Origin of the sequence: Alloalcanivorax mobilis (genome assembly GCF_002864685.1) — a bacterium.
In the GTDB taxonomy this organism is placed as follows: domain Bacteria; phylum Pseudomonadota; class Gammaproteobacteria; order Pseudomonadales; family Alcanivoracaceae; genus Alloalcanivorax; species Alloalcanivorax mobilis.
In genome coordinates, this window is the sequence record NZ_NMQZ01000010.1 from 73292 (window position 1) to 88927 (window position 15636).

Annotated in this window: 14 protein-coding genes; 1 reads left to right on the plus strand and 13 read right to left on the minus strand. The window is 62.8% G+C overall.

Annotated features, from left to right (window positions below; genetic code table 11):
• From CGS25_RS07705 to CGS25_RS07760, 12 genes are all read right to left on the minus strand, one after another.
• Entirely contained in the window at positions 1-1212 is a 1212-nt protein-coding gene (locus CGS25_RS07705; protein ID WP_101675115.1) for a CoA transferase, read from the minus strand.
• The gene (locus CGS25_RS07710) at positions 1202-2914 is read right to left on the minus strand and encodes an acyl-CoA dehydrogenase family protein (protein WP_198588721.1); all 1713 of its coding nucleotides are present in this window, start codon (positions 2912-2914) and stop codon (positions 1202-1204) included. Before CGS25_RS07710 ends, CGS25_RS07705 begins: the two co-directional genes overlap by 11 nt.
• On the minus strand, positions 2911-4206 hold the full coding sequence (locus CGS25_RS07715) for a phytoene desaturase family protein (RefSeq protein WP_101675117.1): 1296 nt from the start codon (positions 4204-4206) through the stop codon (positions 2911-2913). The genes CGS25_RS07710 and CGS25_RS07715 overlap by 4 nt, the downstream gene beginning before the upstream one ends.
• A 100-nt stretch (positions 4207-4306) precedes the next feature.
• A complete protein-coding gene (locus tag CGS25_RS07720; protein WP_101675118.1) occupies positions 4307-5833 on the minus strand; it encodes a 3-hydroxyacyl-CoA dehydrogenase in 1527 nt (508 codons plus the stop codon).
• Positions 5820-6677 (minus strand): enoyl-CoA hydratase/isomerase family protein, encoded by an 858-nt coding sequence (locus CGS25_RS07725; RefSeq protein WP_101675119.1) that lies wholly within the window; start codon positions 6675-6677, stop codon positions 5820-5822. Before CGS25_RS07725 ends, CGS25_RS07720 begins: the two co-directional genes overlap by 14 nt.
• Positions 6674-7876 carry an acetyl-CoA acetyltransferase gene (locus CGS25_RS07730; protein ID WP_101675120.1) on the minus strand — a complete coding sequence of 401 codons (1203 nt, stop codon included), beginning with the start codon at positions 7874-7876 and terminating at the stop codon, positions 6674-6676. Before CGS25_RS07730 ends, CGS25_RS07725 begins: the two co-directional genes overlap by 4 nt.
• A 3-nt stretch (positions 7877-7879) precedes the next feature.
• Positions 7880-9358: a hydroxymethylglutaryl-CoA synthase family protein gene (locus CGS25_RS07735; RefSeq protein WP_101675121.1), complete on the minus strand. Its 1479-nt coding sequence runs from the start codon at positions 9356-9358 to the stop codon at positions 7880-7882.
• A gap of 29 nt (positions 9359-9387) precedes the next feature.
• Positions 9388-10290, minus strand: a complete 903-nt coding sequence (locus CGS25_RS07740) for an alpha/beta hydrolase (RefSeq protein ID WP_101675122.1) — start codon at positions 10288-10290, stop codon at positions 9388-9390.
• Positions 10287-11027 (minus strand): SDR family NAD(P)-dependent oxidoreductase, encoded by a 741-nt coding sequence (locus tag CGS25_RS07745; RefSeq protein ID WP_101675123.1) that lies wholly within the window; start codon positions 11025-11027, stop codon positions 10287-10289. Before CGS25_RS07745 ends, CGS25_RS07740 begins: the two co-directional genes overlap by 4 nt.
• 3 nt (positions 11028-11030) lie before the next feature.
• Positions 11031-11861, minus strand: a complete 831-nt coding sequence (locus CGS25_RS07750) for an enoyl-CoA hydratase/isomerase family protein (RefSeq protein WP_198588722.1) — start codon at positions 11859-11861, stop codon at positions 11031-11033.
• Between the two features lie 13 nt (positions 11862-11874).
• The gene (locus CGS25_RS07755; protein WP_101675124.1) at positions 11875-12366 is read right to left on the minus strand and encodes an aromatic-ring-hydroxylating dioxygenase subunit beta; all 492 of its coding nucleotides are present in this window, start codon (positions 12364-12366) and stop codon (positions 11875-11877) included.
• On the minus strand, positions 12366-13628 hold the full coding sequence (locus CGS25_RS07760) for an aromatic ring-hydroxylating oxygenase subunit alpha (protein WP_101675125.1): 1263 nt from the start codon (positions 13626-13628) through the stop codon (positions 12366-12368). Before CGS25_RS07760 ends, CGS25_RS07755 begins: the two co-directional genes overlap by 1 nt.
• 367 nt (positions 13629-13995) lie before the next feature.
• Here CGS25_RS07760 and CGS25_RS07765 point away from each other — a divergent pair, with 367 nt between their 5' ends.
• Positions 13996-14319, plus strand: coding sequence for a 2Fe-2S iron-sulfur cluster-binding protein (locus CGS25_RS07765; protein ID WP_101675126.1), 324 nt, complete (start codon positions 13996-13998; stop codon positions 14317-14319).
• 67 nt (positions 14320-14386) lie between these two features.
• Here CGS25_RS07765 and CGS25_RS07770 read toward each other — a convergent pair whose 3' ends face one another.
• The gene (locus tag CGS25_RS07770; RefSeq protein ID WP_101675127.1) at positions 14387-15631 is read right to left on the minus strand and encodes an NAD(P)/FAD-dependent oxidoreductase; all 1245 of its coding nucleotides are present in this window, start codon (positions 15629-15631) and stop codon (positions 14387-14389) included.
• Between the last annotated feature and the right edge of the window lie 5 nt (positions 15632-15636).

Sequence of the window (15636 nt, forward strand, 5' to 3'; positions counted from 1 at the left end):
TTACTCTCCCGGGGCGGCGACCAGGCCGCGTTGCAACAATCGGCCGTATTCGGCGCTGGTAACGCCAAGCCGTTCGGAAAGCATGCGCTCGGTGTGCTCGCCAAGGCGCGGCGCGGCGGTGGCGGGCACCCGTTCGCAATCGGAAAAATTCAGCGGCGACGCCGGCGTCAGTAGCGAACCAATGCCCGGCTGCCATACTTGCTCAAACATCGGGTTAGCCAATGAACAGGCCGGATCGCTGGCGACCAGCCCGGCCACACTCTGATAGCGGCCCCAGCACACGCCCCGCTCGTCAAAGCAGGCGCGAATCTGCTCGAAATCACGCTCGGCGAACCAGGGCTCGAACAACGCGGCAAGTACCTCGCGGGCCCGGTAACGGTCACCCTCTTGGCGGAAGTCCAATCCCTGTTGCCGCGCCAAACCCTCGATCCGATCGCCGCACCCGGTGGCATCGCAAAGCGCGCGCCACTGTTTCGCGGTCAATGCGACCACCATCAGCCGCTCGCCGTCGCGGCTGAGAAAATCGCGGCCAAAAGCCCCGTACAGATAATTACCACTACGCTCCCTCTCCACCCCCTGTTGCGCCTCGGCGATAAAGCCCAGGTGCCCAAGCGTGGCCATGGCGACATCTTCCAGAGCCAACCGCACCTGCTGGCCGCGGCCGCACCGACGCCGATGACGTTCCGCGGCCAGCAGGGCGGTGGCCAGCATCTGACCGGATATCAGGTCCCAGGCTGGCAGCAGATGGTTGACCACGCCGCTTTCGCCAGTGAGCAGCGGCAAACCCGTGGCGGGATTGACGGTGTAATCGACGGCCGAGCCACCGTGGCGGTCGCCCATCAGCACCACCTGAACAAGGTCGGCGCGTCGCTTCTTCAGAGCCTCGTAATCGAGCCAGCCACGCGCCGGGAAGTTGGTCGCCATCAGACCAGCGTCCTCGCCCGGCGCGGTGATCAGCGCCTGAGCCAGTTCGCGCCCTTCTTCGCGGCTCAGGTCCAGCGCCGCGGAGAATTTGCCTTTGTTGAGCCCCGCCCAGAACAGGCTGACGTTGTTATCAGTAACCGGCCAACGGCGATAGTCGAGCCCGCCACGCAGATCATCGATACGCCATACCCGGGCGCCAAGTTGAGCCAGGGTCATGCCACCGAGGGGCGCGGCGACGAACGCGGAAAGTTCCACCACGTCCATTCCGGCGAGAACACTAGCCGACATCGTCGTCTCCCTCGCGCAACGCCTCTTCGAGCAGCCCTCTGGCGATGACCTTGAGCGCCAGGGTCTCCTCGGCGCCTTCGAAGATCGACAGCACCCGGGCATCGACGAAATAACGGCTCACCGGCATCTCTTCGGCGTAACCCATACCACCGTGCAACTGAAGGGCCTCCCGCGTAACGGTCTCCGCGCCGCGACAGGCGAGCAGCTTGGCCTGGCTGGCCAAACGGCGCCCGGCGGGGGTCGTCAGATCCGCCGCCACGGCGTAGGCCAGTTGCCGGCAAGCCAGATAGCACCCCGCCATACGGGTAAGTTTGCCGAGTGTCAGCGGATAAGCGGCCAGGGGTTCACCGAACACACGGCGGTCACGGCTATATTGAACAGCGGCGCCGAGCGCCGCGCGCATCACTCCACAGGCGCGCCCGGCGGTTTGCAGGCGCCCTCCCATCATGCCCGTCATCGTCAGATAGAAACCTTTGCCCAGGCCGTTCTCGCCACCGATCAGGTGGTCGGCGGGCACAAAGTAATCCTCGAAGGCGAGTTCAAAGGAGTGCATTCCACGATAGCCGATGGTGGCGATGGCGCGGCCGGTCAGGCGACCATCACGCTCGCCGCCCACGGCAAAGTCGTGACCGTCGAAGGACGGTTTCTCCACCAGAAACGCACTCAGCCCGCGATGGCCCTTACTCCGATCCGGGTCGGTGCGGGCGATCACCAACAGTAATCCTGCCTTGCCGGCGAATGTGCACCAGGTCTTGGTGCCATTCAGCCGCCAGCCGCCCTCCACCGGGGTCGCGCGCAACGCCAGCCCGGCGACATCCGAACCGTAGTCCGGTTCGGTAATGGCGATGGCACACAGCGGTTCGCCGTTGGCGATGCGCGGCAACCAGTGTGCTTTCTGATCCTCGGTGCCACCGGCCAGCAACGCCCGGGTGAGAATTTCCGGGCGCGTGATCAGGCTGCCCGCGCCCCCCAGCGACACCTCGGAGAGCGCCTCGGTGACCACCAGCATCATCAGGTTGTCGTCGCTGCCGTCGTCGGCGCTGCCGCCGTAACGGGTGGGCACCGACAGGCCAAACAGCCCCAGTTCGCGCAGTGGCTGCAACAACGCTTCCGGAACGGTAAGGTCTTCGCGGTGGATCGCCTCCGCCAGCGGCGCGACGCGCTCGCGCGCCAGACGCTGGAACGCGTCTCGGGCCATGGCCAGCTCCTCGCTGAGCGGCGGCTCACCGATGGCGCCTTCATGGGCCACCAGTAAGCGGCCGGTCTCCGCCAGGGCAGCGGCGCCGATCACTTCCCCTCTTAACGTCGCTACGACGTCGTTCGCCATCCATTGATACAGGCGTTGCCGGTCGTCATTGGCATCGATATCCAGAAACACCCGTTCCAAACGCGTGGCGACGCTCGGCAGGGTCTCGACGATAGACACCAACGCCAGACGGCGCTCAAGCGGGCCTTGCAGAAGGTCCCATCGATCGAACAGACATTGAGCCGCGGCCAGCTCGGCGCTGGACAGCGCCAGCTGATAGCTGCTCTCTTGCCAGTATTCAAACCGCTCGACGTCAAGCGTCCCGGATCGGGCACAACGAGCCGTCAAACCTTGCACCGCTTCCTGGAAAAACGACCGCAACATAGGCAGCAAAACGGCGATCTTCTCCCGGGCGTCGGGCTGGCGTGCATAGGAAAGATTACTTATGCCAGTCATTCAACGTATTCCGTGACCCGCTCGGCGGCCCACTTTGCGGTCAGAGCACAAGCCTGGGTGCCACCATCGCCATAGTCCTTAACGCCATCCCCGACCTGCCAAAGGTTCTCTATCGGCGTGTCCTGGGGCATGTCGAACCCGGCGCAGGAACGCTGGGCTGGCCAGTCGCCACGCATCACCCGCACCGACAGCATTTTGGCGTCGCTGAAGCCCGGGAATTCGTCGCGCAGGTCCTGCAGGGTATGCTCGATTTCCTTTTCTTCGTCGAAATCAGCCAGTGCCGGACGAGGCACACCGTAGGCCACGTATTGATACCAGCCGTCCGGCGCCAGTTCGGGGCAGGTGGCGGTCAACTCGCCCATATTGCACAGACGCCGGGTGCGGCCGAAGGTAATCAGGCCGGGCGCATCGACCAGGCGTTCCCGGGTGGCGAAGTTCACCACGATATTCGCCGCCGGCCGTAGGGTTTCGCGGGCCTGGCGCAGATAATCCTCACCAAGGGCGTCACCGCCGCTCAGCAGCGCGGTCCCCAGAGGCCCCATGTTGCTGATCACGGTGGCCGCCGACAGAGTTTCCTCGCCTTCGCTACGGGCCACCGTTACGCCGGTGACGCGACCGTCCTCCACGGTCAAGCCGGTCACCGGGCAACCGGTGCGAATTTCACCGCCGCGTTGGCGGATGCCCGCGGCCAGATCATCCCAGATCCCCTGGGTGCCGCGCGGGCAGAATCCAAACCGTTTGAAGGCGCCTTTAACAGCGAAGTAAGTGAGAAACGCCCGGGCCGGCACTTCATCCGCGTTGGCAGCGAAAATGGCGGCGCACAAATTGCGAAAGATGGCGTGGACGGTAGAGCTGCTGGTGTATTTACCCAGCCACTCCTCGGTGGACAGCGACGCTTCTGGCAGATCGCCGCCGCGGGCATCAGAGAACTTGGCCCCGATTTTGGCCGCCTTTTTGGTGAAGCCGCCAAGCAGCATGCCCCAACCGCCCTTTGAAACATTAATCAGCTTGCCTTTAATGCGGAACACCGTAGCGGGGCTAGGTTCACGAATATCCAAAGGCACATCAAGCAGTGAGAAAGTTTCTTCGAAGGTGCTCCCCAGCTCGATAGCAATGGCGCCCACGTTCACCGTGAAACCGTCGATTTGCTCGCTGCCGGCGCGACCGCCAACGCGATCCAGGCGTTCCAGCACCAGCACTTTCCGGCCGGCCGCTGTCAGGCGCGCGGCGGCACACAGACCACCGGCACCGGCGCCGATGATGATGCAGTCGTAATGGGACGTCGTAGTCATGCATTGATCCTCGTAGTTACTGGGCCAATCGGGCCTCATTCTTTTATATTCCGCCTGGACGGACTATTTAAAATTTGCACTCATGCGAATCACCACCGGCTCAGGCCCCTGGCAGAGCAGCCTCCTGATGTCGCAATGGCAGCCCCAACCGTGCACGGCGGGATAACCACGGAGCCGGCCGGTAGCGAGGGTCGCCACGCTGTTTCTGAATGCGTTCCAGAATCGTCAGAACACGCCCGGCACCGAGACGGTCGCCCCAGGCCAAGGGGCCGTGGGGATAACCAAGCCCAACGGACACCGCATCGTCGATATCCGCAATCGAGGCAATCCCGCGTTGAGAAATCTCAGCGGCGATATTGACGATCATCGCAAGCACGCGCTGGGCAATGAATCCCGGGCTGTCATGGATCACTGTTACTGGCACTCCGTCTGCGGCGAGCAGCGCGTGGGCGGCATCCCGTGCCTGCGAAGACGTGGCGATGGTCAACATCAGCGTGATGTGGCCGGTCAGGCCAATAAGCGGGTCCACCGCCACGCAACGTTCCGGGTTCAGGCCGTCACGCGCGCACACCGTGGAAGCGTCGTCGCCCCACGGCTGAATAATGAGCAGCGCGGCCTGCTCGGGCTGGTCGCCCAGGGTTAGCCCTTGTGCTCGTACCCGCTCGCCCAGAAGGTCCGCATGCTCGGCCTTCGGATCGATCCAAACCGGGCCTTTCAGGGTGAGTTCGGGTGGCACCGGTGCAGGTGATCGAACCGCTTTACCTTCATGGTATCGATACCAGCCCTCGCCGCTCTTGCGACCATACAGGCCCGCCGCCACCCGGGGCGGCACCAGCGACGACGGCCGGAAACGGGGCTCGTGTTGAAATTGCTCGTAAATGGATTGCATCACCTGGCCGGACACGTCCAAGCCGGTGAGGTCGAGCAATTCGAAGGGCCCCATCCGGAAGCCAAGCCCTTCGCGCAGCACCCGGTCGATGGCGGCATAATCGGCGACACCCTCTTCCAGCAGCCGCAGCCCTTCGGTGTACAGCCCCCGGCCAGCGTGGTTGATCAGAAAGCCGGGCTGGTCCTTCGCGATCACCGCCCGGTGCCCGGTGCTGGCCACCAGGGCGCCAAGACGTTCGACAGCGGACGGCGCGGTGCGCACCGCGGCAACGATCTCCACCACTTTCATCAGCGGCGCGGGATTGAAAAAGTGCAGCCCTGCCACCCGCTCCGGATGGCGGCAGCGCGCGGCGATGGCGGCCACCATCAATGACGACGTATTGCTGACCAGCAGAGCCTCCGCACGCACATGCCCTTCCAGATCCACTAGCAACGCCTGCTTGGCATCCAGGCGCTCGACGATCGCCTCTATCACCAGATCACACTCGGCCAGATCAGCAAGTTTCTCCGCCACCGCCAACCGAGCGCCGGCGGCGTTTTTCTGCGCCGCGCTCAGGCGCCCCTTTTCCTGTGACCGTTGCCACCGGGCGCGCACCTCGGCCACGGCATCCGTGGCGGCTCCGGCGACGCTGTCGTGACAAAGCACCCGGTGCCCGGCCTGGGCAAACAATTGGGCGATGCCACGGCCCATGACCCCAGCCCCCACCACGCCAATGCATCGCGGTTCAATCGCGTCCATACGACTCTCTCTCATCGGCCGATGCACCGACATCAAAGCGGGAATCGCGGAAGTTCGGAGCGCGCTTGTTCAGAAAGGCGCTCAGCCCTTCACTGAACTCCGCACTCAACAGGCAGCTCGCCTGGTCGTCCTCTTCGCGGTGTAGCGCCTCGGCAAGTGTCGGCGCGGGCTCGTTGAGGCGTGCCTTCATCCGCGCGAAAGCGCGGGGCGGCAGTGCGGCCAGACGCTCCGCCCTGGCCACGGCGGTGGCCATCACGGCGTCGTCGTCCACCCGTTCGTCGGCCAAACCACAAGCCACCGCTTCGTCACCGGAGACCGCATCGCCACGGGTCAGTAATTGCCGGGCACCGGCGACTCCGACCCGACGGGGCAACGTCAGCAGCAACCCCCAGTCCGGGGTCAAGCCCAGCTTCAGAAACGGAAACAGGATACGGGTACGATCACCGACCACGATCTCGTCGCCGAGCAAGGCCATGCCCACCGCCGCCCCGGCGGCCACGCCTTCCATTGCCGACACCACCGGCAAGCGCGCACTGGCGAGCAAGCGACACAGCACTTGAATATGGCGCATCCGGGCGCGGGCGTCGTGCTCGCTCAGGTCACCCATGCTATGAACATCGCCGCCGGCCGAGAACATGCCGTCGACACCACCTAGCACCAAGGCGCGACAGGCGGGCGTGGCCAGCGCTTCGCCGATCACCGCGGTGAGCGCCTCGCGTACCCGATGGTCCATGGCGTTGCGCTTCTCCGGGCGGTCGATCAGGATGCGCAGCACGCCTTCGGCCGGCCGATCCAGGCGTACCAGCGGTGGCGCTCCACGGATCAATTTATCCAGATCGCTCATGCGCCTTCCCGCCCGACAATGGATACCGAGCAAACGTTCTGCGATGGCTGTCCGCCCAGGTTGTGAGTGAGGCCGAGTACCGGATCGGGTAGTTGGCGTTCTCCAGCACGGCCCTGCAATTGAAGATACATTTCGTACAACATACGAATGCCGCTGGCACCGATCGGATGACCGAAGCATTTCAGGCCGCCATCGATCTGGCAAGGCAGCGCGCCGTCGGCGTCGAACACGCCATCGAGCACATCGTTCACCGCCCCGCCCTGCTCGGAAATAAACAGGTCTTCCATCGTCACCAGCTCGGTGATCGAGAAGCAGTCGTGCACCTCGAGCATGCTGATCTGCTCGCGCGGGTTGGTGATACCCGCTTCCTGATAGGCTTTACGTGCCGCTATCCGGGCGGTGTGCACGTAGCTGCCGTCCCAGTCATTACTTTGCAGTTCCCAGCCATTGGACACCGAGACCTGCAGACCCTTGAAGGTGACGAGGTCCCGTTTGCCGAGCCCACGGGCGATCTCTGGCGTGGTGACGATCACCGCGGCGGCGCCGTCGGAGACGCCGCAACAGTCGAACAGGCCAAGGGGCTCGGCGATGGTCGGCGCGCGTAATACCTGCTCCTCGGTGATCGGCTTGCGCAGATGAGCCTTGGCATTGAGCGCGCCGTTGGCGTGGCTTTTCACCGAGACATGGGCCATGGCCCGTTTCAGCAGATCGGGCTCGACCCGATGCTTCTGCTGGTAGGCGGCGGCCAGTTGCGCGAAGTTAGCCGGCGCCACCGCGTTCGGGTACCACTGTGGAATATAAGTGCCGACGGTGGCGACGGGCAGGCCGCCGTAGCCGGTGTCCTTGAGTTTTTCCACGCCCAATGCGATTGCAATGTCGCAGGCGCCGGAGGCCACCGCGTAGACGGCGCCCCGAATCGCCTCGGACCCGCCCGCGCAGAAATTCTCCACCCGGGTCACGCCAATGTTCGGCAAACGCAGAGCGATGCCCATGGGCGTGCCACCACGGCCGACGCCCACATCGTCCATATGAGTGGAAAACCAGGCGGCGTCCAGTTGTTCGGGGCCGATGCCCGCGTCCGTCATCGCCTCGTTGTAGGCCTCGACCATCAGATCCTCGGGGCTGGCATCCCAGCGCTCGCCGAAGCGGCTGCATCCCATACCGAGAATCGCCACCTTGTCTTTGATACCTGTCGCCATGAGCTACTCCGATTTTTCCGGCTGTTGCGATGCGTCACGCAGCGGCGTGGCTTTCCAGAAATAGCGGTTGAATCCGCGTGTCTCGTCGGTGTCCTTGATGCGAAATACCATCTCCACCGCACAGCCACTGCTGATGTCGCCGCGTTCCACATCGGTAAAGTCCATCAAGATGCGCCCGCCGCCGTCGAAATCGACCTGACCATACTGATGCGGCGGCGACATGTGCCAGGACAGATATTCCGCCGACCAGCTCAGTACCCGGCCCTGGCGCTCGGCGAGCTTCCAGGACTCCTGGGAGTCCTGCACGGGCTTGCCCGGCGTATAACTGATGCGAGACGGCGGAAAATGCACCTCGCCGGTCTCCCGGCAACGCCCGGCCACCAGGCCAAGAATGGCGCGGCGGTGCCGGTAAAGGGTGGTGAGCGCGGTCTTCTTATCCTGCTCGCCGCGCATACCGCGCTCCAGATGCAGACGGCCCTGGAAAGACAGGAAGCGGGTATAGGCGGTTTCCTCGCGGCCGCGTTCCAACCAGCCCTCCAGACCCACCACCGGACGAAAGTGATCAATGGCCTCGGTGACCCGGAACACCAGCGCCTCGCCACCGTTACCAAACTGTGTCAGTAACACGATCTGGCCAGGGCGGGCCCGCTGCAAGACGCCAGCGAGCAACAGCAGGCCATGAGCCACACCGGTGTTGCCGGCCCGCTCGGCGAGGTTATCGACCACCGCTTCCGGTGGAATCCCGCAGCGGGCTGCGAGCCGGGTATCCACTTTTGCAAACGCGGCGGGGAAAATGAAATGATCCACGGCAGCGGCCTCGACACCGGCCTGCGTCAGCGCCTCGGCAATCACCTCTGGCATCTGCCGGTCGATGCCCTCATCGCGCACCCAGCGTTCCTCCCAGTGGTAATCGATGCTCTCGCCAGTGCGGCGAAAACGGTCGACGAAATCCACGGTACGGTGCGCGCCGCCCAGATATTCCGCCAGCACGCCATCGCTGCCAAGCAGCACGGCGGCGGCACCATCGCCGTAGTCCAGTTCCGCGGCGCTGGCGGCGGAGGTCTGGCGGTTATCGGCAGCCAGTAACAGCGTCTCCCCCTGGCCACCGCGCACGGCGGCAAGCGCCTGAGCCAGCGCCGACAAGGCGACACGCTGGCTGCCAGTCACATCCTGGGCCAGCACACGTTCGTCCAGGGTCAGCGCCTCGGCGACGATACCGGCGTTGAGCCGCTCCGCGAACGGCAGTGATGAAGACGCCAGCGCCAGCGCCCGCACCCGGGAACGATCATCCCCGGGCCCCAGACAATCGCGAGCCGCGGCCACCGCCATGGTGACGCTGTCCTCGTCCCAGTTCGCCATGGTGCGATGACCACGCGCCTTGCCCGCAAACTGCGGCGCATACCAGGCGTTGGCGTCGAACACCGCCCGGCGACTGAGCCGCAACCGGGGCAGGTAGGCGCCGTATCCAACAATACCGATCATGCCTTGGTTCCTCTTTCCGGAATCGAAAATTACCAGCAGCGACGCAGGAAGGCGCCGGCTTCGTCGAGTGCGGCGCGCGCCTCTGGAAGCTCGTGCATGAACTGCTGGAATACATGAATCATGCGCGGGTAGACCGCCAGCTCGACGGCGTTGCCCGCATCCCGAGCGAGCTCCACGAACCGGCGCGAATCATCGAGCACGGTTTCCGCCTCCCCGACCTGCAGCAGCATCGGTGGCAGCCCGTTCAATGACGCGTACAAAGGAGAGGCCGCCGCATCGTCGGCGGCGATGCCAGCGCCCAGATAACCCGCCGCCATCGACTGAATCATCGGCCGTTGATGAATCGGATCGGCGTCGGCACGGCTTTCATAGCTCTCGCCGGTGGCAGCCAGGTCGGTCCAGGCGGACATCAGCAGCGCGCCGGCCGGCAGCGGTTCGCTCTGGTCGCGTAGGCGCAACAGCAGATTGAGCGCCAGATTGGCGCCAGCGGAATCACCGGCCAGGGCAATCCGCGCCGGATCGATGCCCTCTTCGATCAGGAAACGGTAAACGGCCAGGCCATCCTCCACCGGCGCGGGATAGCCGTATTCCGGCGTGCACCGATAGTTCACGCCCAGCACCCGGCAACCCGCCGTGCGCGACAAATGCAGCATCAACTCGGCGTGCGAAGCGACCGAGCCAACGCGGAAACCACCACCATGGAAGTAGATCAACGTACGAGTGTCGTCGGCGCCAGGCGCCGCAATCCAGGCTACCGGTACGCCCTTCGCGTCGAAGTAATGAGGCGTGATCGGCTCCCGAGGCTGGAACAGTCGTTCCCAATCAGCCCGCATTTCGGCCACCGATGTATCCCGGCGCCATCTGCCATAGACCCCACGCACCCGCTCGATCACTGCTTTCAGTGCCTGGTTGTCAGCGCTTTGAACATTCATTGCCCGCACCCCATGCCGCCGGAAACACCAAGAACCTCACCGGTGATGAAACCGGCCTCGTCGGAGGCGACAAAGGCAACGGCAGCGGCGATTTCATCAACCCGCCCCAGCCGCCCCACCAGAGTGGCACCCACCATGGCTCGATACAGCTTGTCGCCGCCGTCAACCAGCGCCTCCTTGAGCATCGGCGTTTCCACTGGCCCTGGAGCGATCACATTGGAGGTAATGCCATAACGGGCGTTCTCACGAGCCATCGAGCGGGAAAATGCCAACACCGCCCCTTTACTGGCGGCATACACAGCGCCACCGGCGGAGCCCAGCCGGGCCGCTTCGGAAGCGATGTGTACCAGCCGGCCGTAACCGGCACTCTGCATCGCCGGCAACACCGCCCGTGTCACGGCGAGCACCGCGGTCAAATTGACCGCCAGCAAGGCCTGCCATTGGGCCGGCGAAGTCTCCGTGAACCAGGCATGCTGATCCATGCCGGCGTTATTGATCAGTATCTGAAAGGGCGGCTCATCGACCAAGGCGTGTTCCACCGCCGCCGTGTTGGTCAAATCCAGCTCCAGAAAGACGCTCCCCAGACGTTCGGCAAGTGGCCGGCCGGCGGCTTCATCGATATCGGCGATCACTACCGCGGCGCCTTCCCCAGCCAGACGTTCGGCGATACCGGCGCCGATGCCTTTGGCGCCCCCGGTCACCAGTGCCCGCTGCCCTTGAAAGCGATTCGATACCATGGCTCAGCGGCCCTTGAAAACGGGATCGCGCTTTTCGATCACCGCCGCCAAGCCTTCGCGGGAATCGGCGCTGCCGGAAAGCTCCGAAACGGTACGGCTCTCTTCTGGCAGGCAAGCCTCCACGCCCAAGCCGGCGCCGTTCCAAACCAGACGCTTGGTAGCGGCGAGGGCCAAGGGCGCGCCGGTGGCGATCCGCCGGGCCCAATCACGTGTTTGCGAATCCAGATCCGTCGTCGGCACCACGCGGTTGACCAGACCCATGTCCAACGCTTCGGCCGCGTCGATCACCGGGTTGTTGAGCAGAATGTCCATGGCGCGGCGTAAGCCGACGATACGCTGCAGCGTCACCGTGGCACCGGCGTCCGGGGCCATGCCAACGCGGGTCGCACCGGCCATGAAACGGGCGTCGTCGGCGGCGATCACCAGGTCCGCCGCGCACACCAGACCCAGGCCACCGCCGCCGGCGGCGTACCCTTGCACACTGGCAATCACCGGTTGATTGAGCCGGATCAAGGCGCCGGACACGATCTGCAGATACGACGTCGCCTGACGAAGGTAGTCGGGCAACTGTTCGCCTTTGGCGGCAAAATCACGCACGTCGCCACCGGCACAGAAATGCCGGCCCTCGCCGGACAAAATCACAACCCGCAGACGGGCATCTCCGTGACAAGTCATAACCACGTCGTAAAGCCGGCGCAGAAGCTCCACGCTAAGCCCGTTAGCCGCGTCGGGGCGATTCAGCCGGATGTGCGCGATGCGACCGCTCTCAATGTCCAGCCGTACCGGACCCTCTTTGATCACCGCTTCGACGTCGGAATTATTTTCCGTTTTCATGGCGCCTCCGTTTTCAAATCAAGAACGACATGGAATAAAGAGCCTTGTCGTTGTTCACCAGATGGACGGTCTTGCGCGCCATGCGCAGCTCGCCGTTCACGCGACGCAGCAGATACTCATTGCGCGATGCCCAAACGATGTCGCCGCGCAGGTTGGACTCGAACACCAGGGCGTTGCTGATCGCGCGAATTTCATCACCCCCTTCGTCCAGCACTTCAACGTTGGACACTACACGCCGGAGCCGTGATCGGGGCGCCTGGGCGTGCCGTTTCCCGGTGTGCAACTGGCGAATACGCAGGGCGATTCGCGACCGGTTGTCGTAGACGATGGACATGTCCCGTTCCGGGTCGCTGTGATCGCCGTTGGCGGGAATCCAGTAAACTCCGTCGTCGGTCCAAAGCGCTTCCCAGTCATCGTAGGCGTGGCCATCTTGGAAGCGGGCTTCACGATAAATAAACTGAGTCACTTCGCTGAGCAGGCCGTCGGTATCCCGATTAAGCGCCATTACCGCTCCTCCATGATTGTCCGGTAGTGTTGCCACATACCGCGCGACGGCACTTCGTCGGTGGCGTCGCCGACCATGAAGCCGTCCTCGTCACGACGCTCCCGGTTTTTTCCACGCCCAAGAAACACCCACTCCGGGTCGCGAACCTGAATACCGCGCTGATTGCGTTCATACATTTCCGAGTCGTCGGCCAGCAGAAAACCCGCCGGTCCCACCGAGCCCATGGTCTGCTGCCGAAGCCGGCGGTTCATTTCCGGCGCGCCCTTGAACTGCAGGGCGGTAACGTGCTGAACGGTTTCATTTACCGCCAGCGGTTGCAGTACGAAAATCTGAATTTCGGCGATAAAGAGATTAGGAAAAATCATCGTGTGCGGAGTGCCGTCTATCATGATCTCCCTGGCTTTGTTCTCCCCATAGGCAGCGTTCATAGCCGCGACGTACTCGGGCATGCGCGCAGCCGAGGTGCCGAACCAGCCCAGCGGCTTATCAAGCCGTCGGAACTCAGGCCGCAGATCGTTCTCGGAATGACCATTGCCCAGATAACGTGCCACCGCCGTGGAATCACTGCTGTATAAATCGCCAATGCCGCTTTGCGCCACGCTGAAAATAGAGGCATGAACAAACTGCGGGTGGTAGCCATCGGTTTCGTTTTCGAGCAGGAATTTCCAGTTGGCCCGCGCCTTGTGCTTGAGAAAACCAGCGGTAATTTCCACTTCGCCTTCCGGCGAATTGCGAACAAGCCGGTCGATGGCCTCACGGGCGCCGCCCAGGTGCTCTTCAAGCGACGGGCCTTGCTCCGCGAAAGAACCAAAAATAAAGCCTTTGTATTCGGCCACCCGCGCCACTCGCCCCAACCCCAGTTCTTCCCGGTCGGTGCCTTCATATCCGGATGGAAACGGATAACCACGCAACTGGCCGGTATTGGAAAAGGTCCAGCCGTGATAGGGGCAAGTAAAGGTCCGGCTGTTGCCTTTATCAAAAACGCACACCTGATTACCCCGATGGGTGCAACGATTGAGCAGCAGATGAATCTGGTCGTTGCGATCGCGCGTCATGATGACAGGCTGCGGGCCAATGGACTTCAACACGTAGTCATTCGCGTTGGGCACTTCACTGGTATGCCCCACGTAGACCCAGGTCCGATACCAGATCTTCTCAAGCTCTGCTTGGTAGAGAGCTTCGCTGGTGTACACCGAACCGTGTACATGCTCCGGACGAATCAACTCATTGATATCCGGTATCGCTGCGGCTTGAGCACTCATGTCGTCACCTAACCCCACAAATGGAAACATGTTCTTCCATCCAGCCATTCCGACTTAGCGTCGGAAATGCTCGACGGCAAATTGGCGGGAACACTCTGTTCCGATCAACCCAATCATAGACCGACTGGACGGTCTTTGTAAACAATAGACCGGAAACTTCTTCCAATAATTCCTTAACCCATTGTTATTGAATGGATAAATTTTCAATATCAGCCACCTTCCGCCACCTCTTCGACCGGAAATCGTACCTCCCATCCTCCAGATCACTAGACAAATCAAGCCGCTCGTTAAATAATAGACCGTCTGGCCGGTCTATTATTTAACGAGCGGCTTGTCTGCCAACCAACCGAAGAAGTAGAGAAACGATATGCCTCGAATCACCTATATCGAACATGACGGCACCCGGCACGATGTGGAGGCCACCGCCGGCCAAAGCCTGATGCAAACCGCCATCGATAATCTCATTCCAGGCATTCTCGGTGACTGTGGCGGCGTTTGCAGTTGCGCCACCTGCCACGTCTATGTGAATCAGGCATGGGACGACGCCTTGCCGCCAATGTCCGAATCCGAGGAGTTCCTGCTCGAAGGTGTCCCTGACCGGCAGCCCGAAAACAGCCGGTTGAGCTGTCAGTTGACGGTGGATGAGAGCATGGATGGCATGGAAGTACGTCTTCCCGAGGAGCAGTACTAAGGAAGGGCGCGGAGCGACGCGCCCTTCTCCCCCCTGCTCTCAGGTTTCTCAATGCATTGGATGATCGTCAAACCACCTTACTCTCGACCAGCGCCTTCAACGGCCTATCCTCGCGGGCCAGATCGTCAGGCGCGGGTTGCGCGCGTGCCGCGACAAGACGGCGAGCGATCATGAAATCCTGCGGCCGGTTTACCGCGTCGGCGGAGATCAGCACACCCTCACGCAGATAGAAGGCGATAAAAGACCGCGACGCCCTCTCCCCTCGTATTACCAGTTCGTCGTAACCTTCCGAAAGACCAACCATCTGCAGTTTGAGTCCGTACTGATCGGACCAGAACCACGGGACCGCCGCATAGCGGATCGGCTCATCGCACAGCGTGGCGGCCAGCGCGCGCGCTTGCTCGGTGGCGTTGGGGACCGACTCTACACGCATATGACGGCCGTAGAAGTCATTTTCGTGATACGTGCAGTCTCCTACCGCATACACGTCAGGCACCGACGTTCGGCAACCGCTGTCCACCACGACGCCTTCCGGTAACACGGTTATCCCAGCTTCTTCCGCCAACCGGGTTTCCGGTATCAACCCGACGCCGACAATCACCAGATCCGCCTGCCGTTCGCGACCATCGGTAAGCCGCACCCAGGTGCCGGACTCCTCCGTCTCCAGGCATTTAACCGCCGCGCCGGTCAGGATTTCCACGCCGTGTTCGCGATGAACCGACTCGTAAAACTCAGACAACGCCGGCGCCGCCACCCTGGCGAGCACGCGGTCCATTGCTTCCACCACCGTGACCTTGAGGTCCGCCTTGATAGCCACGGCCGCGGTTTCCAAACCAATATAGCCACCACCGATCAGTACCAATCGAGCACCGGCGCAAAAGTGCTCTCGCAATCGCAGTACATCGTCAACGGTACGCACATAATGAACACAGTCCGAATCAGCGCCGGGCACCGGCAATGGCCGAGGGCGGCCACCGGTGGCGAGAACCAGATTGTTATAGCGCAAAGTCGAGCCGTCGGAGAGCCGCAAACGCCGCGCAATGGTGTCGATCGCCATGACACGCACACCTAAACGGCAACGGATACCGTGCCGCTGATACACCGCTTCGGGCTTCAGGTGCAAAGATTCCAGCGTGGCCTCTCCGGCGAGAAAGGCCTTCGACAATGGCGGCCGCCGGTATGGTGGATAACGTTCCTCGCCAATCATAGTGATCGAGCCCGAATACCCTTTCTGACGAAGAGCCGTGGCCACTTCAGCGCCTGCTTGGCCCGCGCCGACAATGACTACGCCGGGAGCAGATTGATTAACCATAGAAT

Coding starts and splice junctions, on each gene's coding strand:
- CGS25_RS07715 (WP_101675117.1), bottom strand. CDS start 4,206: ATGACTACGACGTCCCATTACGACTGCATCATCATCGGCGCCGGTGCC.
- CGS25_RS07710 (WP_198588721.1), bottom strand. CDS start 2,914: ATGACTGGCATAAGTAATCTTTCCTATGCACGCCAGCCCGACGCCCGG.
- CGS25_RS07760 (WP_101675125.1), bottom strand. CDS start 13,628: ATGAGTGCTCAAGCCGCAGCGATACCGGATATCAATGAGTTGATTCGT.
- CGS25_RS07755 (WP_101675124.1), bottom strand. CDS start 12,366: ATGGCGCTTAATCGGGATACCGACGGCCTGCTCAGCGAAGTGACTCAG.
- CGS25_RS07740 (WP_101675122.1), bottom strand. CDS start 10,290: ATGAATGTTCAAAGCGCTGACAACCAGGCACTGAAAGCAGTGATCGAG.
- CGS25_RS07705 (WP_101675115.1), bottom strand. CDS start 1,212: ATGTCGGCTAGTGTTCTCGCCGGAATGGACGTGGTGGAACTTTCCGCG.
- CGS25_RS07730 (WP_101675120.1), bottom strand. CDS start 7,876: ATGGCGACAGGTATCAAAGACAAGGTGGCGATTCTCGGTATGGGATGC.
- CGS25_RS07770 (WP_101675127.1), bottom strand. CDS start 15,631: ATGGTTAATCAATCTGCTCCCGGCGTAGTCATTGTCGGCGCGGGCCAA.
- CGS25_RS07765 (WP_101675126.1), top strand. CDS start 13,996: ATGCCTCGAATCACCTATATCGAACATGACGGCACCCGGCACGATGTG.
- CGS25_RS07745 (WP_101675123.1), bottom strand. CDS start 11,027: ATGGTATCGAATCGCTTTCAAGGGCAGCGGGCACTGGTGACCGGGGGC.
- CGS25_RS07720 (WP_101675118.1), bottom strand. CDS start 5,833: ATGGACGCGATTGAACCGCGATGCATTGGCGTGGTGGGGGCTGGGGTC.
- CGS25_RS07735 (WP_101675121.1), bottom strand. CDS start 9,358: ATGATCGGTATTGTTGGATACGGCGCCTACCTGCCCCGGTTGCGGCTC.
- CGS25_RS07725 (WP_101675119.1), bottom strand. CDS start 6,677: ATGAGCGATCTGGATAAATTGATCCGTGGAGCGCCACCGCTGGTACGC.
- CGS25_RS07750 (WP_198588722.1), bottom strand. CDS start 11,861: ATGAAAACGGAAAATAATTCCGACGTCGAAGCGGTGATCAAAGAGGGT.